This window comes from Corynebacterium nasorum, assembly GCF_032821635.1.
GTDB lineage: Bacteria > Actinomycetota > Actinomycetes > Mycobacteriales > Mycobacteriaceae > Corynebacterium > Corynebacterium kefirresidentii.
On record NZ_JAVBIE010000011.1, the window covers coordinates 69,487 to 92,455 of the forward strand.

Annotated in this window: 21 protein-coding genes, 1 tRNA gene and 1 rRNA gene; 7 read left to right on the forward strand and 16 right to left on the reverse strand. The window is 57.2% G+C overall.

All coding sequences use genetic code 11. The features are described 5' to 3' along the window. Nucleotides 1–31: 31 nt before the first annotated feature. The 6 genes from nrdE to RAE07_RS09540 form a co-directional block, all read right to left on the reverse strand. Nucleotides 32–2,194 (reverse strand): class 1b ribonucleoside-diphosphate reductase subunit alpha, encoded by a 2,163-nt coding sequence (nrdE, locus tag RAE07_RS09515; RefSeq protein ID WP_259825326.1) that lies wholly within the window; start codon nt 2,192–2,194, stop codon nt 32–34. 54 nt (nt 2,195–2,248) lie between these two features. Beyond that, the gene (gene nrdI, locus RAE07_RS09520) at nt 2,249–2,680 is read right to left on the reverse strand and encodes a class Ib ribonucleoside-diphosphate reductase assembly flavoprotein NrdI (RefSeq protein ID WP_023020851.1); all 432 of its coding nucleotides are present in this window, start codon (nt 2,678–2,680) and stop codon (nt 2,249–2,251) included. Nucleotides 2,681–2,702: 22 nt separating this feature from the next. Then, nucleotides 2,703–2,942, reverse strand: coding sequence for a glutaredoxin-like protein NrdH (gene nrdH, locus RAE07_RS09525; RefSeq protein ID WP_248099399.1), 240 nt, complete (start codon nt 2,940–2,942; stop codon nt 2,703–2,705). A 304-nt stretch (nt 2,943–3,246) separates the two neighbouring features. Then, a complete protein-coding gene (locus RAE07_RS09530; RefSeq protein ID WP_248099397.1) occupies nt 3,247–4,152 on the reverse strand; it encodes an esterase/lipase family protein in 906 nt (301 codons plus the stop codon). A gap of 163 nt (nt 4,153–4,315) precedes the next feature. After that, on the reverse strand, nt 4,316–4,438 hold the full coding sequence (gene ykgO, locus RAE07_RS09535) for a type B 50S ribosomal protein L36 (RefSeq protein ID WP_003847162.1): 123 nt from the start codon (nt 4,436–4,438) through the stop codon (nt 4,316–4,318). Between the two features lie 120 nt (nt 4,439–4,558). Next, nucleotides 4,559–5,914, reverse strand: a complete 1,356-nt coding sequence (locus RAE07_RS09540; protein WP_259825320.1) for a sugar porter family MFS transporter — start codon at nt 5,912–5,914, stop codon at nt 4,559–4,561. 27 nt (nt 5,915–5,941) lie between these two features. Here RAE07_RS09540 and nadE point away from each other — a divergent pair, with 27 nt between their 5' ends. Next, entirely contained in the window at nt 5,942–6,763 is an 822-nt protein-coding gene (nadE, locus tag RAE07_RS09545) for an NAD(+) synthase (protein ID WP_248099393.1), read from the forward strand. Here the strand turns inward: nadE and RAE07_RS09550 are convergent. Then, on the reverse strand, nt 6,760–7,485 hold the full coding sequence (locus RAE07_RS09550; RefSeq protein ID WP_259825317.1) for a fructosamine kinase family protein: 726 nt from the start codon (nt 7,483–7,485) through the stop codon (nt 6,760–6,762). The two genes, nadE and RAE07_RS09550, sit on opposite strands and share 4 nt — an antisense overlap. Nucleotides 7,486–7,515: 30 nt before the next feature. Then, the gene (locus tag RAE07_RS09555) at nt 7,516–7,890 is read right to left on the reverse strand and encodes a DUF805 domain-containing protein (protein ID WP_259825315.1); all 375 of its coding nucleotides are present in this window, start codon (nt 7,888–7,890) and stop codon (nt 7,516–7,518) included. 78 nt (nt 7,891–7,968) lie between these two features. Here RAE07_RS09555 and RAE07_RS09560 point away from each other — a divergent pair, with 78 nt between their 5' ends. Next, complete coding sequence (locus RAE07_RS09560) at nt 7,969–8,877, forward strand: NAD(P)/FAD-dependent oxidoreductase (RefSeq protein ID WP_259825314.1); 909 nt, start codon at nt 7,969–7,971, stop codon at nt 8,875–8,877. Between the two features lie 53 nt (nt 8,878–8,930). On the opposite strand, the gene RAE07_RS09565 is transcribed toward RAE07_RS09560, so the two are convergent. The 4 genes from RAE07_RS09565 to pgm all read right to left on the reverse strand — a co-directional run bounded on the left by RAE07_RS09565 (nt 8,931) and on the right by pgm (nt 11,963). After that, a tRNA-Ala gene (locus RAE07_RS09565) sits at nt 8,931–9,003 on the reverse strand. 76 nt (nt 9,004–9,079) lie between these two features. Further along, nucleotides 9,080–9,811: a DsbA family protein gene (locus tag RAE07_RS09570; RefSeq protein WP_259825313.1), complete on the reverse strand. Its 732-nt coding sequence runs from the start codon at nt 9,809–9,811 to the stop codon at nt 9,080–9,082. A 54-nt stretch (nt 9,812–9,865) separates the two neighbouring features. After that, nucleotides 9,866–10,303, reverse strand: a complete 438-nt coding sequence (locus RAE07_RS09575) for a MauE/DoxX family redox-associated membrane protein (protein WP_259825392.1) — start codon at nt 10,301–10,303, stop codon at nt 9,866–9,868. A 43-nt stretch (nt 10,304–10,346) separates the two neighbouring features. Beyond that, nucleotides 10,347–11,963 carry a phosphoglucomutase (alpha-D-glucose-1,6-bisphosphate-dependent) gene (pgm, locus tag RAE07_RS09580; RefSeq protein WP_317001763.1) on the reverse strand — a complete coding sequence of 539 codons (1,617 nt, stop codon included), beginning with the start codon at nt 11,961–11,963 and terminating at the stop codon, nt 10,347–10,349. A gap of 133 nt (nt 11,964–12,096) precedes the next feature. Between pgm and RAE07_RS09585 the strand changes: the two genes are divergently transcribed. The 5 genes from RAE07_RS09585 to RAE07_RS09605 all read left to right on the forward strand — a co-directional run bounded on the left by RAE07_RS09585 (nt 12,097) and on the right by RAE07_RS09605 (nt 17,748). Further along, entirely contained in the window at nt 12,097–13,518 is a 1,422-nt protein-coding gene (locus tag RAE07_RS09585) for an alanine/glycine:cation symporter family protein (protein ID WP_259825310.1), read from the forward strand. A 10-nt stretch (nt 13,519–13,528) separates the two neighbouring features. Then, nucleotides 13,529–13,831, forward strand: a complete 303-nt coding sequence (locus RAE07_RS09590) for a fluoride efflux transporter family protein (RefSeq protein WP_049360965.1) — start codon at nt 13,529–13,531, stop codon at nt 13,829–13,831. Then, nucleotides 13,828–14,187: a fluoride efflux transporter FluC gene (locus tag RAE07_RS09595; RefSeq protein WP_259825308.1), complete on the forward strand. Its 360-nt coding sequence runs from the start codon at nt 13,828–13,830 to the stop codon at nt 14,185–14,187. The genes RAE07_RS09590 and RAE07_RS09595 overlap by 4 nt, the downstream gene beginning before the upstream one ends. Before the next feature lie 62 nt (nt 14,188–14,249). After that, nucleotides 14,250–15,452 (forward strand): alpha/beta hydrolase, encoded by a 1,203-nt coding sequence (locus RAE07_RS09600; protein WP_317001764.1) that lies wholly within the window; start codon nt 14,250–14,252, stop codon nt 15,450–15,452. Next, entirely contained in the window at nt 15,421–17,748 is a 2,328-nt protein-coding gene (locus tag RAE07_RS09605) for an MprF family protein (protein ID WP_317001765.1), read from the forward strand. The genes RAE07_RS09600 and RAE07_RS09605 overlap by 32 nt, the downstream gene beginning before the upstream one ends. Before the next feature lie 54 nt (nt 17,749–17,802). Here the strand turns inward: RAE07_RS09605 and RAE07_RS09610 are convergent, their stop codons facing one another. The 4 genes from RAE07_RS09610 to rrf form a co-directional block, all read right to left on the reverse strand. Further along, nucleotides 17,803–20,346, reverse strand: coding sequence for an ABC transporter permease (locus tag RAE07_RS09610; protein ID WP_200288679.1), 2,544 nt, complete (start codon nt 20,344–20,346; stop codon nt 17,803–17,805). Then, nucleotides 20,347–21,075, reverse strand: coding sequence for an ABC transporter ATP-binding protein (locus tag RAE07_RS09615; RefSeq protein ID WP_200288678.1), 729 nt, complete (start codon nt 21,073–21,075; stop codon nt 20,347–20,349). 144 nt (nt 21,076–21,219) lie between these two features. After that, nucleotides 21,220–22,467 (reverse strand): HNH endonuclease signature motif containing protein, encoded by a 1,248-nt coding sequence (locus RAE07_RS09620; RefSeq protein WP_317001766.1) that lies wholly within the window; start codon nt 22,465–22,467, stop codon nt 21,220–21,222. A 391-nt stretch (nt 22,468–22,858) separates the two neighbouring features. Beyond that, nucleotides 22,859–22,969: ribosomal RNA gene (rrf, locus tag RAE07_RS09625) — 5S ribosomal RNA — on the reverse strand; the annotation flags it as partial.

Genomic DNA, 22,969 nt, shown 5'->3' on the forward strand with positions numbered 1-22,969 from the left:
ACGACGTGCATCGAGGCGCCCTAGCTGCGGTTTAGAGCATGCAGGATACGCAGCCCTCGACCTCGGTGCCCTCCAGCGCCATCTGGCGCAGGCGGATGTAATACAAGGTCTTAATCCCCTTGCGCCACGCATAAATCTGCGCACGGTTGACATCGCGGGTGGTTGCGGTGTCCTTGAAGAAGAGGGTGAGCGATAGACCTTGGTCTACATACTTGGTGGCTACGGCATAGGTATCGACGATCTTCTCGAAGCCGATCTCATAAGAGTCCTTGAAATACTCCAAGTTGTCATTATCCATGTGCGGCGCCGGGTAGTAGACGCGACCAATCTTGCCTTCCTTGCGGATCTCAATCTTGGAGGCAATCGGGTGGATGGACGAGGTGGAGTTGTTGATATAGGAAATCGAACCCGTTGGCGGCACTGCCTGCAGGTTGCGGTTATATAGTCCGTACTTGGCCACGTCCTGCTTCAACTCCTCCCAGTCCTGGGCGGACGGGGTGTGGATCGAAGAGGACTCGAAAAGCTCCTGGACCTTCTTTGTCTGCGGCTTGAACTCTTCCGGATCGTAGCGGTCGAAGAATTCGCCGGAGGCGTACTCGGACTGCGGGAACTCCTTAAAGTACTCACCGCGCTCGCGGGCAATCTTATTAGAGGCACGCAGCGCCGCATACAGCACGGCCGCGAAGTAGGCATTAGTGAAATCCAAGCCTTCTTCCGAGCCATACTCGATGTGCTCGCGACCCAAGTAACCGTGGAGGTTCATCTGGCCCAAGCCGATGGCATGGGACTCGTCGTTTCCGCGGCGCACAGACGGCACGGAATCGATGGACGTCTTATCCGCCACAGCGGTCAGGCCACGGATGGCAGTCTCCACCGTAGTGGCGAAGTCCGGCGAATCCATGGTCATCGCGATATTCAGCGAGCCCAGGTTACAAGAGATATCGCTGCCCAGCTCCTGGTAGGTCAGATCCGCATTGAATTCGGAAGCGGAGTTAACCTGCAGGATCTCCGAGCACAGGTTGGACATGTTGATCCACGACGTCTTTACCGGGTTGGCGCGGTTCACGGTGTCCTCGAACATGATGTACGGGTAGCCGGACTCGAATTGCAGCTCTGCCACGGTCTGGAAGAAGTGACGGGCGTTGATCTTCTTCTTACGGATGCGTGGGTCTTCTACCATCTCCTCATAGTGCTCAGTAACGGAGATGTCACCGAAGGCCTTGCCATAGACGCGCTCTACGTCATACGGCGAGAAGAGGTACATATCGTCATTGCGTTTGGCCAGCTCGAAGGTGATATCCGGCACGACGATGCCCAGCGAGAGGGTCTTAATGCGGATTTTCTCGTCCGCATTCTCACGCTTGGTATCCAGGAAGTCCATGATGTCTGGGTGGTGCGCATTGAGATAGACCGCACCAGCGCCCTGGCGGGCACCAAGCTGGTTGGCATAAGAGAAGGAATCCTCCAGCAGTTTCATTACCGGGATAACACCGGAAGACTGGTTCTCAATGTGCTTAATGGGCGCGCCGGATTCACGAATATTAGACAGCAGCAGGGCCACGCCGCCGCCGCGCTTGGAAAGCTGCAGCGCGGAGTTGATGGAGCGTCCAATGGACTCCATATTGTCCTCGATGCGCAGCAGGAAGCAGGACACGAGCTCGCCACGCTGGGCCTTACCGGCATTGAGGAAAGTTGGGGTGGCCGGCTGGAAACGACCGTTCATAATCTCGTCCACAAGGCGCTCTGCCAAGCCAGTATCACCGTCTGCCAAGAATAGGGCGGTCATGGAGACGCGATCCTCAAAGCGCTCGAGGTAGCGACGACCATCAAAGGTCTTCAGCGTGTAGCTGGTGTAGTACTTATACGCGCCTAGGAAGGACTTGAAGCGGAACTTATAGGAATAAGCGCGCTTAAAAAGCTCCTTAATAAAGGAGAAGTCATACTGCTCGATGACTCGTGGGTCGTAGTACTTGTTATTAATCAGGTAATCGATCTTTTCTTCCAGATCATGGAAGTAGACCGTGTTTTGATTAACGTGCTGCAGGAAGAATTGGTTTGCGGCCTCGCGGTCTTTATCAAACTGAATCTTGCCGTTTGCATCGTAGAGATTCAGCATCGCGTTGAGAGCGTGGTAGTCCAACTGCTCTTCCGGCTTTACTGGCTCGGCGACGGTCTTCCCCAATTGCGTACTCACAGCTGACAAGGCCTTTCTTAAAAATCAGGATCTTTATTTAAGTCGTGGTGGGTGCTAGGCCGCGGCCTCGAGCCCAAGCTCGGCGGCGTTAGCCATTAAGCCTTCACGACAAATTTTTATATCGTCATCGTTTCCCAGCAACTCGAAACGATATACATAGGGCACTTTACATTTGGCACTGATGACGTCACCAGCCTTGCCAAAGTCGGCACCGAAATTGCTATTTCCACCCGCGATTACCGCGCGAATGAAACTGCGGTTGTGCTCATCATTAAGGAACTTAATTACCTGTGAGGGCACGGGACGGGAATTTTGATGGCTAATGGACGCGCCCCCGCCATAGGTGGGACACACCAAGACATAAGGTTCGTTGACCTTGAGGGGCTCCTCCGTGCGGCGCAGCGGAATGCGTGCGCTGGGAAAGCCCAGTTTCTGCACGAACCGGTGCGTATTTTCCGTTGCGGAGGAAAAATACACGACCAACATCGCTACTGGCCTCCCCTACCCCTTAGGCGGATGCCGCTAGGGAAGCCAAGCCCTTGATACGGTCTGGGCGGAAACCAGACCAGTGCTCACCGTTGGCCTCAACTACTGGGGCCTGAACGTAACCCAATGCCATTACGTAGTCGCGAGCCTCGTCATCGGCCGAGATATCAACTAGGTCATACTCGAGGCCGGCACGATCGAGGGCCTTCCTGGTGGCGTTGCACTGGACGCACGCTGGCTTGGTGTAAACGGTGATAGACATATAGATCCTTAAAGCTCCTGCATTGAAAACTCGTCAGAACGGGGAGCGTTTCCCGCCTATTCGGGCGCTTCCTGCGCCGCTCTGAACAACATCAACGACACTATACTTTGGGGGAAAGACCCGCAACCAACACAATATGTAGTAGTTACAAGCATGGTATTCCCAGGATGACACACCCCCAGGCCCCACATGTTGACCACACCCAAGGACAGCCATGAAACTACATCAATGAGATTCCTGCGGGTTTACCTGGAATTCACCGTTTTGTGTGTCAAAGTTCACATTTCCGGTGTGGCGCTTCGCTTCAGGAACCGACCGTCGATGACTCCCCGGAGACACAGGTCGACGGCCGCGGCCCCTCCCCTGGGGCGCGCTTCAGGCCAAAAATGACCTGGCTCAGCGCCGTGCGGTCAGTCAGCAGCTTATCGTGCCGAGGAGCCACGCCGCAGACCTCACCAAGGTCGAGGTTCACCACATCGGCGCCGTCGACAGCTACCAGCTGCGAGGAGCTATTCGGGGTTACCGTCGTATCCGCCGGCGAGTAGATGGAGGTGTAGAGCACGCCCGGCGCGGTGTCCGGCAGCGCATTGAGCCTTTGCATAAATTCCGAACCCACCACCTGTTGGATGCCGGCCGTGCTGGCCAAGAAGGCGGCGAGGCGGGGTGCGAAGGCGATGAATTTGGCCAGACCTTCGCCCTGCCCACCCAGCGTGGTGCCGTGGAAGTTGCCGCCTAGAGCCACAGCCCGAGCGACGTGCTCAGCCCCGCCGTACATTTGGGTATAGGTCTTAATATGGGTACCGCCCTGGGAATGGCCTACCAAGTCCACTTTCTCTGCGCCGGTTACCGCTCGGACATAGTCCACGTGCCGCGCTATTTCCTCGGCCGCATCATCCAAATCTGAAATGGCCTTCGTTGAGGGAGAGGCATTCTGCAAAGAAACATCATCCGCTCCATAATCAAAGGCCCATACGCACGCACCCTGATCCTTCAACATCGGAATCAAGCTTTTCCACACACCCGCGTTGTTATAGGTGCCATGCAGTAGCACCACCGGCTCAACAATCTGGCCAGAAGGCACACAGGAAGGGTCATTGATCCCAAAGGACTCTGGAACAGAGGATTCCCACTCCGACTGAGAGGCATTAGCAATAGGGGCGGATAGCCCAAGGGCTGCAGCAGCAAGCACAGCAACAATTCGCCGGGACATTATTCTTCTTTCTCACGACACATAACGGCGATTTGATTATATTCATACATGTCTCTTTATTCCCCGTGGCCCTGGAGAAAATTATCCCTTGTGCCATAATTCACCCATAAAAAATCCGCCCCACTCCGGATAGCCGGAGGGAGCGGATGGAATCGCGAATCAATTAGCCCTGACGAGCCTTGAAACGGGGATCCTTCTTGTTGATCACGAAGACCTTACCGTGGCGGCGAATAACCTGGGCGCCCGGCTTCTTCTTCAGCGACCGAAGGGACTTACGGACCTTCATCGGGCGCTCCTTTCGTTATGCGCAATCTACATGCGGTTGAATAAGTAAAGCACGGACTGGGAATCCCCAGCCATGACACGAGGAAAAATTTTACCTCACACGGCCGTCAATACCAAAACACTAAGGCTTGACGACTGCGGACTCGCGCTCGTAGCGCGACTTCATCTCCTCGCCTACCTCATCCAGGCTACGTCCCATTGTCTCTGGAACCAAAATGCGGGTATAGGCAATGGCGATGAGACCAAAGACTCCAAAGACCATAAACGCCACCGGGCCAGTCAGCCACTCCACTAGCGGCAAGAAGTACTGCGCCACGGCCCAGTTGGTGGCCCACAACGATAGCCCCGCAATGCCCATGCCTAGACCACGTACCTGCAGCGGTACTAGCTCGGAGATAAGCAGCCACGTCGTGGGTGAGACCGCCGCCTGTTGGAAAGCAATAAACAGCGCCATAAATACCAACGAGACCATGGCCATAGCGGTGGAATCCTGGGCGTGGGAATAGGCGAAGGAAAGAATGAATAGCGAGACCACGTTGCCGGTCAGGCCGATGAGCAATAGGCGCTTGCGCCCAATGCGGTCTACTACCTTTAGGCCAACCCAGCAGGCGAGCACGGATACCGTGCCGATAACGATGGAGGTGTAGACCGAATTGGCCGTAGAAATCCCCACCTGATTCATCATGGTCGGCGCGAAGTACACGATGGCGTTCACACCGGTAATTTGCTGCGTTAGCCCCATCAGCATGGCCAGCAGCACCGTAATCTGCATCCACCGGTTGGCGGTAAGCGCCTTCCACTCAGACCCGCTGGACTTGCGTGCGGTCTCCTGCGACGTCAGCTCCGAGATATCCATTCCAGCGCGCCCGGCAATTTCTTGGGCACGAGCCATCTTGCCGTTCGTCGCTAGCCATACCGGCGTCTCTGGCAGAAACACCATTCCGAGCGCCAACGCTAGTCCTGGCACGGCGGCCAAGCCCAGCATCCACTCCCAACTGCCAGTAGAGGCCAGCGCGGAGTTGACCAGGTAGGCCATCAACTGGCCCACCACAATCGCCAGGGTATTGAGAGAGACCATGCGCCCGCGCACCTTGGCAGGCACGATCTCCGCGATGTACATGGGCGAAACGATGGATACCGCACCTACAGCAAAGCCCAAGAACGTGCGTGCCGTAGCCAGCATGCCCACCGATCCGGACAGGGCGCACCAGATGGAGCCCAACACGAAAATGATGCCACCCGCAATCAGTGTGAAGCGGCGGCCAAACCTATCGGCGATGCGCCCGGCTGTCAGCGCACCAACAGCCGCCCCCACAAGCAGCATCGAGGTCACCCACCCCTCTTGGTGGGCGCTCATGTCGAATGCGGGGCTAATAAAAAGCAAGGCACCGGACATCACTCCGGTGTCGTATCCAAAAAGCAGCCCGCCGAGGGCCGCTATGCCAGCTACTACCTTGACATAAACATCCTTATTCACAGCACAATATTGTGTCAGGCGGCTACCATGAACGTCATGTCGAACGATGCCGAAAACCTGCAGCAAACCATCATAAAAGCCCTGGGTGTACGCCCCTTTATCGATCCAGAAGCGGAAGTCCAGCGCCGCGTGGATTTCTTGGTTGACTACCTGCGCACCACCTGCGCTAAAGGCTACGTGCTGGGGATTTCGGGCGGCCAGGATTCCACCTTGGCAGGAAAGCTCGCGCAACTGGCGGTGGACCGCGTCGACGGCGCAGAGTTTTGGGCCGTGCGTCTGCCTCACGGTGTGCAGGCCGATGAGGACGATGCCCAGATTGCCCTGGATTTCATCCAGCCCGATCACCGCCCCACCGTCAATATCAAGCCGGCCACCCTCGCCCTCGACGAGCAGGTGGCGGATGCTGTGCAGCTTGCCGACGTCACCGATTTCAACCGCGGCAATACTAAGGCCCGCCTGCGCATGACCGCCCAGTACGCCATCGCCGGTGAGGTCGGCGCCCTCGTCATCGGCACCGATCATGCGGCGGAAAACGTCACCGCTTTCTTCACTAAGTGGGGCGATGGCGCGGCAGACCTCCTCCCCTTGGCCGGGCTCAATAAACGCCAGGGCGCCGCCCTTCTAGAGCACCTCGGCGCCCCGCGCTCTACCTGGGAGAAGGTCCCCACCGCGGACTTGGAAGACGATAAGCCCCAGCTTCCCGACGAAGAAGCCCTCGGCGTCACCTACGCCCACATCGATGACTACTTGGAGGGAAAGGCGGTTCCCGATGCCGCCCGCGAACGCATCGAAACCCTATGGCGCCGCGGCGCTCATAAACGCATCATGCCGCAGGGGCCAAACCTTTAGGCCAGTGCCTCCAAGGTTGCGGCAGCCGCACGCTCCAGCGGCCGGTTATAGCTTGCACCGTGCGTGAGCGCATGCACCGCTAGTGGATGCAGCTGATGCATAGGAATCCACTTCTCGATATCTTTCGGCGCACCATAGCCCTGGAAAATTTCTTCTAGGTATGGTGCCCCGAAAAGGGCCAGCATTCCCAAATCCGTATGCGGATGCCCGCCGTGGGCAGCGGGGTCAATCATGATGCCGCCATCGGAACCAAAGAGCAGGTTTCCCGCCCACAGGTCACCGTGGATGCGAGCCGGCGCCACATCCCAACTGCGCGCGGCGATGGCATCGCAAGCTCGCCTTACCAAATCCAACTGCGCCGAACTAATCCCAGCCAGTTCCGCAAAAGGCAGCACGCGCTGTTCGACGTAGAAGTCACCCCAGTTATCCGTCGGGATGCAGTCTTGCTCGATGCTGCCGATGAAGTTCTTTCCCTCCCATCCGGCAGGAGGTGCGCCAAACGCTTCGGCTCCTGCGCGGTGCATGCGAGCCAACTCCGCACCAAACTTCCTCGCCGCCTCCGGCGTGGGCATGACCTCGTCCACGCGCTCGGTAACGATCTCTAGCCCGTCGGCGCTTACTACGTTGACCACCGCGTCGGTAGCTTCTCCAAGCCACCGCAATCCTGCCGCCTCGGCGCCAGCTTGATCTGTGTCGCGTACTCGCTTTGAAAAAGTCTGCATGGCGCCCAGCCTAATCAGGCAAGAGAACTTTTAAAGCGCTCCGCGCTCCCGCGTGGGCAAACACATCATGAATAGAAGCGCTAGCTCACCGAACACGGGGATAAACCCAATCAAGCATAAGAACCCTGTTCTTCCAGAATCGTGCAACCGCCGGAAAATTAAGGAAACGACCGGCATAGCAAGAAATCCTTTTACAACAGGCTTGATATTCACGCCATAATGCTGATCGACGGCGCTAATTGGCACTGAAATCAACACTAGAAAGCCAAATACCCACCAGAACTCACTCACAGACGCTCGACCAAGGAAGTTGAAGTATCGAATAAAGAACCTGCCCACTGCCTGCGCAGGAGACGCCCCGTAGAGCGCATCGCGTGCAAAGAACCCCGTGGATTCGTAAGTCATAACGCGCGGGCCCCTTCGACGTTGGCTGCATATACTCGGCTGCGAACCATGCTACCCACTTCCCATAAAGGATGAGCAATGCAATCAGACGTCATCATCATCGGCGGAGGTTTTGCCGGCACCGCCGCTGCCATCACTTTGGCCCGCGCTAACCGGAATGTTCAGTTAATCGATTCCGGCACTCCCCGCAATCGCTTCAGCGAACATTCCCACGGCATCCTCGGCCTAGACGGCGTGGCTCCCACCGAGCTGCTCGAACGCGGCCACGCGGAGGTTAATAAATTCGGCGGCGCCATTACCCACGCCACGGTGGAAAGCCTCTCCCGGCCTTCCGAGCAGGCCCCGTGGCAAGTAAGTCTCACCGATGGCACGCTTCTAGAATCCCGCCATGTCCTCGTTGCTACTGGTCTCACAGACAAGCTCCCTGAGGTCCCTGGTCTTAGTGATTTATGGGGAACGCGCATCTTTCACTGCCCTTATTGCCACGGCCATGAGGTCAAGGGGAAGAAGGTTGTGCTCATTGGCGGCGCGAATCCGCCTTTTACTATCCGCATTAGCAAACTGCTTTCTAAGTGGACGAGTGCTCTGACCTTCTACCCCAACGGCCTTGAGCTCACCGGGCTTGACCGCACCCAGCTCGCCGGATTGGGCGTAGAAATAAACGATGCGAAAGTGACACAAGTTCAGCCGGATCAGGCATCGCCCACCGGCGTAGAGGTACACAGCGCCGATGGAGTAGACATCTACGAAGCATGCTTTACTGGGCCCGATTTTCTGCCCAACGATGCACTATTGCGGGACGCTGGTTGCGAATCGGCCCATGGCTGGGTCAGTGCAGAACGTGGCCAAACTTCAATATCGCGACTATGGGCAGCCGGCAATGTAGTCAGCTCGCCGGACCAGGTCTCTCAGGCAATGGGTAGCGGCGCCGCCGTAGGCATTGCTATCGACCAGTGCATGCTTGATGAGGACTTAGCAAAACTATAGGCACCCGAGACAAACAAAAAGGAGAGGAACTAATGTTCCTCTCCTTTATATTGTGGAGCTAACGGGATTCGAACCCGTGACCCCCACACTGCCAGTGTGGTGCGCTACCAGCTGCGCCATAGCCCCTCAAACGAGGTGCAACCTTGTGGGCTGCAACTCGCTTAAATATACATGGAGGGTATTTAACTCTCCAAATCGCCTGCTACTGGGTGACGATCTCTACCCAATCGCCCAGGTTCTTGCCGGCCTTTTGGTCCTTTTCGGATGGAACATCCTTGCCATTTTGAACAATACGCGGCGAGGAGACAGAGCCGGTTTCTTTATCCAGCTTGTCGTAGTTGGTCTTCGCCACCTTATTGCCCTGCTTGATGTCTACGTCCTTCATGGACTCAACAACATCATCTTCGGCGCCAAGCTCCTTGGCTTGGTTAGCAATGTCTTCGATGCCCCACTTATTAGCAACACTTTGCTGGTTTTGCATGAGGAAGTCACGCAAATTCCAATAGGTTTTGATGTCGCCGGACTTTGCCAACTCCGACATAGCGGCTGCCGCCTTCGTGGAGTAGCCCTCCTGACCTTCAATATCCTTGCCATCCAGGAAGTTGAGGGTGCGCACATGAACGATCAGCTTGCCCTCTTCGATAGCATTCTTCATGTCGCCGTCGGTAGCCTGAGCCAATTCAGCACAGTGCGGGCAAGAGTAATCTTCGTACAGATCTACCTTAGGGGTATCGTCCGTAGCGCTCTCGCCCTTCAACGTGATAGCACCATCATTGAACTCCATAGTCATATTGACGTCTTCGACGCCATCATCAGATTGCTTACCGTTCCACACGATATAGCCAATAACAACGGCAATGATGACGAGAAGTACACCGACTCCCCAGATAAAACCGTTGCCACCCTTATCGTTCGGGTCAGTTACTTTGCTCATTTGAACCTTGCCTTTGAAAATTTTCGGACCAATACAGCCTACCTTGCCCTCCCATTAGGGGTGAAGAGCAAACTTGGTGAAAGGGCGTTTAATAGTCCAAACAGTGAGGAATAGATACGCGACATCGCGCAACAGCGTCTTCGCATAATCCATTCCGCGGTCAGGATTTTGGGCGTCATAGCCAAAGCAGCCGCAGTCAATATCTAGCCCGCGGGCCCAGGCCTGCGCGATGCCCACCATAAACAGCAGCAACACGATGGTTGCCACGATGGAGGACCTCCGCAAAAACAGCCCGAGAAGCAAGAGCACGCCACCGATAACTTCTAATGGACCAATGACCGTTGCCAGATAAAGAGCCCAATCAGGCGTAAAAATGTCATAGCCTTTGATGGCCTGGGTCATGTCTAGAGTTTTGCCGAGTTTGTGCACGCCGGCTTCAATCCACACCCAGGCCATGCCAAAGCGGGCGATGAAGCTGATGACATCAAGCATCAGCTTCCCATTAATCTTGCTACTCACGAGGTTGAGTGTAGCGTTAAACCCCTAATACATGGGAAACAACTGCCTGTGCTTCTGCTTGCACCTGCTTGAGATGTTCCTCACCCAAGAAAGATTCGGCATAGATTTTGTACTTATCTTCCGTACCGGAAGGACGGGCGGCAAACCAGGCATTTTCCGTCGCTACCTTCAGGCCGCCAATGGCCGCACCGTTGCCGGGCGCCTCCGTCAGCTTGGCCACAATGTCCTCCCCCGCCAGCTCCGTAGCGGTGACCTTGTCCGGAGACAGCTTCTTGAGGATGGCCTTCTGCTCGCGGTTCGCGGGGGCGTCGGTGCGAGCATAGGCTGGGGCACCGAATTTTTCTGCCAGCTCTGCATAGCGCTGGGACGGACTCTTGCCCGTTACCGCGGTGCTCTCCGCGGCAAGCAGATCCATAATGATGCCATCCTTATCGGTAGACCATACGGAGCCATCGAAGCGTAGGAAGGAAGCACCGGCCGATTCTTCGCCACCGAAACCAATGGTGCCTTCCACCAGCCCCGGCACAAACCATTTGAAGCCGACGGGAACCTCCACCAGCTCCCGGTCAAGGCTTTCCACCACGCGGTCAATCATGGAGGAGGACACCAAAGTCTTTCCCACACCGGCCTTCCCCCACTGCGGACGGTGACTAAAGAGGTACTCGATGGCCACGGCGAGGTAATGATTGGGATTCATCAGGCCAGCATCGGGCGTGACAATGCCATGGCGATCCGCATCGGCGTCATTGCCGGTGGCAAGGTCGAAGCTTGAGCGGGCGTCGATAAGCGAGGCCATGGCATCCGGCGAAGAACAATCCATGCGGATCTTGCCGTCCGTATCCAAGGTCATAAAGCGGAACGTGGAGTCCACCTCAGGGTTGACCACGGTCATATTCAGTCCGTAGTGATCCGCAATGGCCTGCCAATAGTCCACCGAGGCACCACCCATGGGATCGGCGCCGATACGCAAGCCGGAATCCTTGATAGCCTGCATATCCACCACGTTTTCTAGGTCAGCAACATAGTTTTGTACGTAGTCGTGCTTCACGCAGCGCTCATCCAGCACGCCGTGAACCGAGGTCCGCTTGACCCCCTCCAGCCCGGCGCGCAAGTAGTCGTTGGCGCGCCCTGCAATCCAATCGGTTGCCTGCGCATCGGCCGGGCCGCCGGTTGGCGGGTTGTACTTGAAACCACCATCGCGCGGAGGGTTATGCGAAGGAGTAATCACAATGCCGTCGGTACCGGGGTGGGTCAAAATCGCGTGGGATACCGCCGGAGTCGGGGTATAGCGGCCGCGATCGTCGACGCGAACCTCCAGCTCATTGGCCAGCAGCACCTCGAGGGCGGAGACCATGGCGGGCTCGGATAGCGCATGGGTATCGCGGCCGATAAAAATTGCCCCGGTAACACCTTGCTCTGCGCGATAGTCCACAATGGCTTGGGTGATCGCCAGGATATGCGCCTCATTGAAAGCGCAGTCGAGTGCGGAACCGCGATGCCCAGAGGTACCAAAGGAGACCTGCTGGTCTGGGTTCTCCGCATCCGGGGTGCGGGTGTAGTAGGCGGTGACCAATTCTGCGATGTCAATGAGGTCCGATGGTTGTGCAAGCGTGCCGGCGCGCTCGTGGGCCATGGCGTACTCCTTGGGGTTGGGGTCCGTATAGCTATAGCTTGCCTTCTCCCCAGTGATTGCGCAGGACGGATAATCCCCCGGCTGGGGGTATGGCCAAATTTACTCCATTTCTATAGTTCGCTAGATTTGCAGAATGGACTCGCTTAATTCCATTCTCTCCGCCATCAGCACCGTGGTCTGGGGACCATTCATCCTCATTCCACTCCTGTTGGGCACGGGCCTGTGGCTGACAATCCGTTTGGGTGGCCTCCAGTTCCGGACGCTAGGGCGTGCGACGCGCCACGTCTTTGCCACAGACTCTGATGATGAGTCCACCGAAGGAGATATTTCCAATTATCAGGCGCTGACCACCGCCCTTGCCGCCACCGTAGGCGTGGGAAATATCGTGGGCGTGGCCACCGCGCTGTCTATTGGTGGCCCCGGCGCGCTGGTATGGATCTGGATTACGGGCCTAGTGGGCATGGCCTCCAAATACACCGAGGCGTACCTCGGAGTGCGTTTTCGCACCACCGATTCCAATGGCGAGATGTCCGGCGGCCCGCAACAATATCTCAAGCGCGGTATCCCCGGACCGCTCGGCTCCGTGCTAGCTGTCTTCTTTGCCATCTTCGCAATCTGCGCCTCCTTTGGCATCGGCAACCTCGCCCAAGCCAATGCCGTGGCCACCAATATGGAATCCACTTTCGGCATCGCCCCAGCGGCCACCGGTGCAATCCTGTTCGTCTTGGTAGGCTCCGTACTCCTCGGGGGAATCCAGGCCATCGGCCGCATCACCGCGGCCTTCGTGCCTTTAATGATCATCGTTTATGTTCTTGGTGGACTGTTTGTGATCTTCTCGCACGCTAGCGAGATCCCCGCCGCCTTCGCCATGATTTTCAGCGGTGCTTTCACCGGCACGGCCGCCGGCGGCGGCTTCGTGGGTTCTACCTTCATGATGGCTATTCAATACGGCGTCGCCCGCGGCATCTTCTCCAATGAGTCCGGCATGGGCTCCGCCGCCATCGCCGCGGCGGCCGCCAAAACCCCGCACCCGGCGCGCCAGGGGCTAGTCTCCATGACGCAAACCTTCATTGACACCATCATTGTGGTCACCATTACCGGCTTGGTCATTGTGGTGGGCGGCACCTGGGACATGGGCCGAGACGAAGCCGGAATCATGACAGCTGAGGCCTTCTCTCGTGTACTGCCCGGAGACTGGGGCGGCACCATCGTTTCGCTCTCCATTATTTTCTTCGCCTTTTCCACCATCATGGCCTGGGCTTATTATGGCGAGCGTTCCCTGGAATCCCTGTGCGGCCGCAAGGCTTCCATCCCCTACCGCATGTTCTTTGCCTGTCTGCTTTTTGTCGGTTCCGTCTCAGAGCTCGAGCTTGCCTGGACCTTCTCCGATCTGGCCAATGGCCTCATCGCCATCCCGAACCTCATTGGGCTGCTGCTCCTTTCCGGGCTAGTAGCCCGCGAGACTAAGGCTTATCTCGCCTTCGACCCCAAGCTCACTAAGCCGGTAGATGAGGTGCGCGCGTTCGTAGAGTCCCAAGGAATGGACTGGAGGTAACATAGGGCGCATGCCTCAATTCCTCGTCGTGGGTGCTGGCGCCGCGCTCGGTGCGGCTGCCAGATACTTGCTTTCCGTAGCACTCGGCGGCGGCATGATCCCGCTGCTCATCATCAATATCCTTGGCAGCGCGCTCATGGGCTACTTCCGCCCCAGCCCATTCTGGGGCACGGGCGTGCTGGGCGGTTTCACTAGTTTCGCTACCTTCGCTTTCCTGACCTCCGAGGCGCACTGGACCATCGCTCTGGCTTATGTTCTAGCCACCATCGTTGGCTGCGTGGGCGGCTACCTGGCGGGTGACAAGCTGCGATGAATCTTCTTTGCGTCCTTCTCGGCGGCTTCATAGGCGGCAGCCTGCGCTATAGCTTTAACCGACTTTTGCCCGCCCCCTATTGCACCTTCGTGGCGAATATTTTGGGTTCCCTCGCCCTCGGCCTGGCTTATGGTTTCGCCCAGCTTGCCGACGTCCCCCTCATCCACCCCTTCCTCGCCCTCGGCCTTGCAGGTGGCCTGTCCACCTGGTCCACGCTGGCCAAGGAACTAGGAGAAATGATCAACCGCAGGCAATGGTGGCGGCTTAGCAAGTATCTCTTCTGGACCATCGGGCTCGGCATCGTATTAGCTTGGCGCGGCACCATCTGGGCGGCCCGCATTTATCACGGGATTTAAAGGGGTAAACTCCCAGCTAACTAGCAGTTACTTTTGGCCCGCTCAGGCCTAATATTTTTCGCGTGAGTTTCCTTTTGAATCTGCCTTTGGCGGATCCCATCAATGGCGTGATCTTTTACGCCATCCTCGCGATTGCGGCCATCATCATTCTCCTCCAGCGCAAGGTGTGGCCACTGGTCATCGCCGCCCTGCTGTGCATTATTGCTTGGTTCCTACTCCGTCACTGGCAAGTACCGTGGTACATCTTCCTCGCCGCCTTCGTCCCCGTGGCGGCGCTGATACGCAAGCCCAAGATTGTCACGGTCACCGCCGGAATCTTTTCCCTTTTGGCCACGGTCGGCATCGTCAACATGGAATATCAAACCTATCCAGATATTGCGTCCCTTGACCCGCGCCCTGTGGCAAAGGAAATGAGCTACGAAGAGTTTTCCCACACCAAGTCTGGTGCAGCCATCGTCCATGTGGATCTTCCCGGCACCACCTCCCATTTCGCCGCTCGGCAAGCCACGGCGTATATTCCGCCGGCATACTGGACGGACCACACCTTGCCTGTCATCGTGCTCCTGCACGGCAACCCGGGCGGCCCAGATCAGTGGTTCGGTTCGGGCGAGGCGGCCGAAACTGCAGACCAATTCCAGGCGGCTAACGGGGGCCGCAGCCCCATCGTCATAGCCGTGGACGCCACCGGCTCTGAAACCGCCAACCCCATTTGCGCCGATAGCTCCCAGGCTAAGGTAATGACCTACCTCAGCCAGGACGTACCACAGGCCATTAAACAAAAATTCAAAGTCAACCCGGATCAGCACACCTGGACGGTGGGCGGATTAAGCTACGGCGGCACCTGCTCCCTACAGATCGCCACCAACCGCCCCGAAGCCTATGGTTCCATCATCGACATTTCCGGCGAGGCTGAGCCCACCATTGGCAACCACGCTGCGACGGTGAAGAAATTCTTCGCCGGGGACGAATCCGCCTTCAATGACCAAGACCCCGCCCACTTGCTCGCCCACAAGCACTTCTCTACCCAGGCCATCTTCATCGCTGGCGATAAGGACACTGCTTCGGTCAATGCTTTGCGCTCGCTTTCCGATGCCGCCCGCGCCGCCGGCATGAAAACCTACTTTGGCACCCGGCCCGGCGGCCACTCCTTCCAGGTGTGGCGCCCAGCCCTGCGCGAATCCTTCGCTTGGGCCGCTAGCCGCGGTGGAATGACCGCTATCAAGGATCCCTTCGATGGAATTAGAGCCCACGATGTCCGTTCTTAAAACCATCCTGACCAGATTTCCCGTTTCCCTAGCCGTCTTAGTCATTATGTGGGCGCTTCACCTAGTGGACTTCCCCACCTCCCACTGGCTGGCGCTGACTACCGCGCACCCCGGCGGCGCCATTATCTTGTCCGTGCTCATCGTGCTCTGGCTCGTTCCCGCTGAATGGCGCTTAGGTTCATTGCGCACATTGGCGGTAGGAGTTGTCTCCCAGCTCATCAGCGTCCCGCTGTCCATCGTGCTCGCCCGCGGCATTGAGACCGTAGGCCTAAACCGATGGGGCAATGACTTATTGAGCGATACCTTCCTCACCCCTATCGGCTTTATCGCCGGTGCTGCTGGATTTGCTTCCGCTTTACTCCCTCGCCTATGGCGCCGGCGACTGCGCGTTTCGCTTATCGTGCTTACCGCCACCTTTGTGCTCTATTCCGGCACCATGTCAGATGTTCTCGGCATCGTCGCCGCCACGCTTTCTATTACGGCTGGCCAATTGCTCTTTAAACCCGAATCCGCACCGCCTTCCATCAGGGAGCGTCGCGTGCTCCTCGCCGTCGGTATCGCCTGCGTAGCCATTGGCCCCGCCTTCGTGGCACTCGACCCCATGGCCGAAGGTCCGTTCTCCCAAATCACACAGCTCCTGTGGGCACCACACCTTTCGGCTCTGGAGGCCACTCAAGTCTGCGCAGATTCGCTAACTTCTACCAGTTGCACCGCCGCAGTCGATCTCGCCCGTGCCCAAGGCATCGGCGCCTTGGTAGCCAATATCATGCCGTTTATCATCCAGCTGGTGGTGTGCTTTGGTCTCATGCGGGGCCGCGTGCTCGCTTGGTGGATGGCGGTTATCACCCAAGTACTGGCCATCGCGTTGCTGACCTACCAGCTTTGGGATGATTCCCGCCTGAGCTACCTCCTGCCCAACCTCGTGCTCGTCATCCTGCCTTGGCTCTTGGCGCTGTTCATGCTGCTTATCAATTATTCGCTCTTCCGGATCCGCGAAAACCGCGCATATTTCACCCGCACTATTGTCTTCGCTATCCTTGCCTCTACCCTCGGCGCGGGCTTGTGGATCCTTACGGCCTCGTTGCACAACACCGTTCCCCCAGCAAATCTTGCCGACATCCTCGCAGAGACTCCCTTGCGCTTCGTTCCGGCCGTCGTTGCGCTTATCCTTCCCCACCACGTCGCACCGGCAACGATGTTTTCCTGGTTCATCTACCTATGGGTTGGAAACGCCTTCTGGATCCTGCTGGCAGTCCGGCTCTACCTTGGCTTTTCTCGGCCCGTTGATCCTGCACAAGAATCCGACCGCGACTCGGCCCGCCGCCTGCTCGAATCCGGCACCGGCGATCATCTTTCCTTTATGACGCTGTGGAAATCCAACCGGTATTTCTTCCACGGTGACTCCTATGTGGCCTACCGTGTCTCCAATGGCATCGCGCTCACGCTGGGCGCCCCCGTCGGCCACGATATCAGCGCCGAATTCGAGCGCTTTGCCGCCGAGCAAGGCTGGGCCGTGGCGTGGTATTCCGTCAATGCGCAGTTCGCGGATGCTCACCCGCAGCTCAAGCGCCTTCAAGTTGCAGAAGAAGCAGTCCTCAACTGCGAATCCGTGGAATTCAAAGGAAAGAAATTCCAAAATGTGCGCACGGCCCGAAACAAAGCCGAGAAGGAAGGAGTTAGTACTCGGTGGACCACGTGGGAGGAGCTAGATATAGCCTCTATCGCCCGCATTAGCGCACTCAGCGAGGACTGGGTTTCCGACAAGGCCCTACCCGAGATGGGCTTTACCCTCGGCGGCTTAGAAGAAATGACGGTGACCGGCACCCGGCTTTTGCTTGCTGAGTCCGCCGACGGCACTTTGCATGGTGTGACCAGTTGGATGCCGGTATACGAAAATGGTGCTATTGCCGGTTACGTTCTCGACGTCATGCGCCGCAACGAGCACGGCTTTAAGGGAGTAATTGAGCTCCTCATCTCAGAGGCTATGCTCATTGCCCAGTCCGAAGGCCTTGCCTGGATCTCCTTGTCCGGTGCGCCATTGGCTGGACAGCCTGACGAGCCTAACTGGCTCGACGTCGCCCTCAATCGCATTGGGGAGGAAGTAGAACCTCTCTATGGCTTCCGCACCCTCGCGGCCAGCAAGCGCAAATTCCAGCCCGAGGAGCACCCGTGGTACCTGTGCTATCACGATGAATTGAAGCTTCCTTCCATCGCGCTGGCCACCATGCACGCCTACCTGCCCGATATGAAGACCAAGGATGCGGTATCGGCAGTCAAGGCATGGATGGCCGCGTAAAAGCATTAAGGCCTCCCCTCAACGTGTGATGAGGGGAGGCCTTAGACTAGGCAGCTAGTCGGCGATTGCTTCCAATGGCGGTGTCTTCGCCGCGCGGTGCGACGGCCATACTGCCGCGATAATGCCGACGAGGGCCGAGCCCACAAGCATAATGAGCACCATTGCCCACGGAATCTGCGCAGAGTCTAGTCCCTCATCACCGAGGATCTTGATGAAGGACCAGCCCAAGCCGAGCCCAATGAGGATGCCCATCACCGCGCCAAAGAGCGCGATCTGCACCGACTCCAGGGTAATCATCGTGCGGATCTGGCGGCGTTGTGTGCCCACAGCCCGCAACATACCGATCTCCTGGCGGCGCTCGATTACACCCAAGGTCAAGGTATTGACAATGCCCAACACCGCAATAATGACGGCAAGGGCGAGCAGACCATAAAGGATGGAGAGCATCTGGTCAATAAAGCCTGCAGCTTGGCCCGCATACTCCTCACCGGAATTGACCTGAACCACAACCAGATCCTTGACCGCATCCTCCAGGTTATGGCGCAGTTCTTCCTTGTCATAGCCTTCTTGACCCAAGACGCCCACCATCTGGACGGTAAAGGACTTCTCCGGTGCAACCTTTTCAGCTACCTCCTGTGAGAGCACCATATTCTGCACCACATCGGTGGGCTTAAAGATGCCGACCAATTTGGCCTCGGCCTTCTTGTCCTTTTCCGCAGAAGCTACCTTATAGGTCTCTCCTACCTTCCAGCCGTGTTCCTTGGCAAAGTCTTCGGTAGCAATGAATCCCTTATCCAAGTTGGCATCGCCCTCGACCATGTCGAGCGCAATCATCGACGACGGATCTCCATCCGCAGTCGTGGTCTGCTGGAATTGCGGACCATAATCCATCGATGCCTGACCATCAACGGTCACCGGAGCCATACCGATGGTGATGGCCTTATCTACGCCCTCAGCCTCAGCCGCACGCTTACCAGTGTCCTTCGGTGTTGGGAATTCACCGGAGCTAGGGCCAGAAAGGAGGTAATCGGAGGTGATGTTCTGCTCCACGGTATCGGCCACGGAGGACTTCATCGTCGCGCCAAGCATGCCAATAGCCGTCACCAAGGCCACGCCTAGGGTCAGGGCAAATGCAGTAGCAGCCGTGCGGCGTGGATTGCGACGCGAGTTCGTCGCCGCCAAAGAACCGATAGCACCGAAAGGCGCACCGATTACCTTGCCTACCGTCGGCACCAAAGGGAGCGACAGGGCTGGGCCAGCCAAGAAGAATCCGACAATGATCCCGAACGCGCCCACACCGACGAGGACGGCGCGGACGTTCGTCTCGCCGTCGGAAAGCACGCCTGCCAACGCCGCAACAATGCCAACCAGCAAAATAATGGCACCGAAAATCGTGCGGACCTTCAGGGACGTTGCGGAAGCAGACTCGGTGGTGCGCATCGCTTCAACCGGCTGCACGCGACCTGCGCGCCGTGCCGGGGCCCACGCGGATACGACCGTCACGATGGTGCCCAAAATAATCGGGACCACGATGGCCGAAACGCTCAGGCCCAAGCCACCGTCGAACGGCATTCCTTTCGCGCTCATTACTGCCTTGATGATGGCCACCAAGCCCATGCCGGCAACAACGCCGACAATGGAACCCAGAAGTCCCACGATGGCAGATTCCACCACCACCGAGTTCGTAATCTGGCGGCGGGAAGCACCCAGCGCACGCAGGAGAGCGAATTCCTTGGTGCGCTGCGCGACAATCATGGAGAAGGTATTAGCGATGATAAACGTGCCCACCAGCAGTGCAATCAGGCCGAACGCAATGAGGAAGTAGTTAATGAACTTCAAGGCGGAGGACATCATCTCAGAGGTTTCCTCCGCCAGGCGCTCGCCCGACTCCGCCTTGACGTCATATTTGTCATTTAGGTGATCCACCAAGGCGTTCGCATCCACGCCTTCGGCCGCAGAAACCTTGAGCTGGCTCGGATCGCCGTAGCGCTCCAGGTAGTCCTTCTCGGCCATGCTCAGCACGATGCTATCGCCCTGGTCGACGGCGGGCTCCGAGATACCAGAAACGGTAACCGTATCCTGCTCATCGGGGTGAACCACAATGAGCTTTTGTCCCACGGAGATTCCGTATTTATCCGCCGCGGAGGAATTGACAAGGACTTCGTCCTTACCGCTCGGCTCCTCGCCCTCCTTCAGCTTATCGGCACCACCAACGACCTTATCCTCTGGATAAAACGGGACAACGCTGGCCGTACCGCCCTGAGTCTGATAGGCCTCCGAGTTCTCATTGGCTGCGACGACAGTCTCCGAATCCGCAATATTGATGTTCTTGACATCTTCATCATCGGCCAACTTCTGGCGAAGCTTTTCATCCAGCTTCGCGCCATTGTCGTCCTTCTGGCTCACCACCGCATCCACGCCACGAAATTCATTATCCACGGCGGAGTCAAATGTAGACTTCAGCGAATTGGTGAACATAAACGAGCCGGCAATAAACGCTGTGCCCAAGACCACCGCGAGAATTGTCAGCCCAAGGCGCAACTTATGCGCCACGATATTGCGCAGGGACACTCTGCGCATTGCATTTCCGCGTGCCATTTAGCCCTCAATCTCCGCCATTACCTGGTGAATGGCCTCCATCGTCGGATTGTGCAACTCGTTGACAAGCTTGCCGTCAGCAAGGAAAACCACTCGGTCCGCGTACGACGCTGCCTTCGCATCGTGCGTCACGATGACCACGGTTTGGTCATCCTTGTCCACTGCCGTGCGCAAAATATCGAGCACCTCGGCCGAAGAATTGGAGTCCAGGTTGCCGGTTGGCTCATCGCCGAAGATAATTTCCGGACGGGAAACCAATGCGCGAGCGCAGGCTACGCGCTGCTGCTGGCCGCCAGAAAGCTCAGCTGGACGGTGCTCCAAGCGCTCTGCCAAGCCTAGGCGGCGAGTTACCTCTTCGAACCACTGCTTATCGACGTCCTTACCCGCAATGTCGGTCGGCAACGTGATGTTTTCCGCGGCAGTCAGCGTAGGAACAAGGTTAAAGGACTGGAAAATAAAGCCCAGCCGATCACGGCGCAGCGCCGTAATGTCCTTGTCGTTGAGCGCCGACATATCAGTGTCGCCGATAAACGCCGAGCCGGAAGTCGCGGAATCCAAACCAGCCATGGTGTGCATTAGCGTCGACTTACCGGAGCCCGATGGGCCCATGATCGCAGTGAATTCGTTCTTGCCGAATTCAATGGATACATGATCCAGGGCCACAACGGCTGTGTCATCGCTTCCGTATTGCTTGAACAAGTCAACGGCGCGAGCCGCAGCATCAGTCATAAGACAAATTCTCCTTGTAAATGGGAAATTACCTCTTATAGTTTAACTACCCTGAACGACGGCAAACATCATCCCATAGGAGGAAAACGGCACACTAAAGCGAGGCACGACCATTCATTCAACCGTGCTCCGGATGCAATCAACCTAATCTGTTGCCGTTCCTCTTTTTGTTTTTTGTTGTTGTAGTGCGAGGTATTGTGCCCAGGTGTGGTTCCAGTGTGTTTGGTGTGTGGCTAGTGGTCCGGTGGCGTGGTCTAGTTGGTAGGTGCCGTCTCGGTGGAGCCAGGCGATGGTGCCGGTGATGGGGTCGAGGATGTAGTGGACGCGGCGGTCGGTTTTGATGTTGTGGTGGTGTTGGCACAGATTCACTAAATTATCCGGACTGGTGGGTCCGCCTTGGTGGTATTCGATGCGGTGGTCTAGTTGGCACTGTGTGGCGGGGATGGTGCAGCCGGGCCAGCGGCAGGTGGCGTCTCTGCCTTGGGTGTAGGCGCGGATGTCCGCATTTGGGATGTATCCATCAACCTCGTCGGCGACAAGGCGGCGTAAGAAAGTTGTGTCTGTGGGCGCCTGGTTGAGGTTTATCCATCCGGCGCCTGGGATGTAGACGCTGTTGGTGTCTTCGTTGGTGGTAAAGGTGTTGATCGCGACGCTAGTTTGGGTGTCTTCGAGGATGAGGTCGATAAGGCCTTGTGCTGCGGTGGTTTTGGCTTTATTGGTGTAGGCGTCGATGTGGTGGGCGATAACGGTGGCGGTAGCAGTATCGCAGGTGAGGGTGAGTGTGGTGGTGTTGTCCGGGTTGTAGTTGATGCGCAGCCGTGGTTCGGGTTTTTGTTCTTTATCTTCTGGGCGCAGATGGGTGTCGATGAAGGTGCGGATAAACCGGCGTAGGTCGGCGTCGGCGGGTACTGTTTCGTTCGGTGTGGTGGGTGTGAGGAAGTCTGCGAGTGCTGCGTCGATAGCTTCGAGGTGGTCAGGGTTGTCTTCAAGTCTGTTGAGTTCGCGGTCGATGATGCGCAGTTTGGTCAGATCGAGTATCCAGTGCTGGCCTTGCACTTCGGTGACGAGGGGTAGTTGGCGCATGCGGTAGTGGGCGCGGATATACCCGAGAAGTTTGGAATAGCAGATGCCGAGGTCTTTGGCCAGGCTGGTGAGGGTTAAGTCGACGTCGTCGTCTAGTTGGGGCAGGATTGCGCGGTAGAGGAACCAGGAAGTTTTACGCGTGTAGGTGCCGGCTTGGCCGATGTGGTTGCCGGGTGCGTTGGTGGTATAGAACGCTTCGGGGACTTCCGGCTCGATGTTGGGGCCGGTGGAGGTTGGGTCGTCAATGAGTAGGGTGTCGGGGTAGTCGAGGGCAACATCAGGTTCGGGTGGGGATAATGTGGCAGTCACAGCGGGGCACTCCAACGAGAAGAGACAGATTCGTATCTGTTTTCTAACGAGTACTCAAATACTATCCCAAGTACCGGACATATGACCTTGGTGGGGGTGTTTGTGTTCGAATAGGATTACCTAAACCCGCAGGGATCCCCAGAGTCGACCCTTAATAGGCAACGGGGGTAAAAGGAAAGGTTGAGGGTTGGCATCGCTGGTGTCTTTAGGCGGATTAATGGCCGCTTCTTCACATAACCCCTACGGGAAGTCAAGTACGGGCAGTCAAGACGGCTGATCTTCCGGACCGAAGGCGGCTGTAAAGTATGTGGAAAACGCAAAAAAGCCGTAAACATCACTGTGTTGTGTGTTTACGGCTTCTTTGTTGTATTTTGTTGTGTTTGTTGTTTGGTGTCGGCGGTGACTTACTCTCCCACAACCTCCCGGTTGCAGTACCATCAGCGTGTGCAGGCTTAGCTTCCGGGTTCGGAATGGGACCGGGCGTTTCCCTGCAGCTATTGAC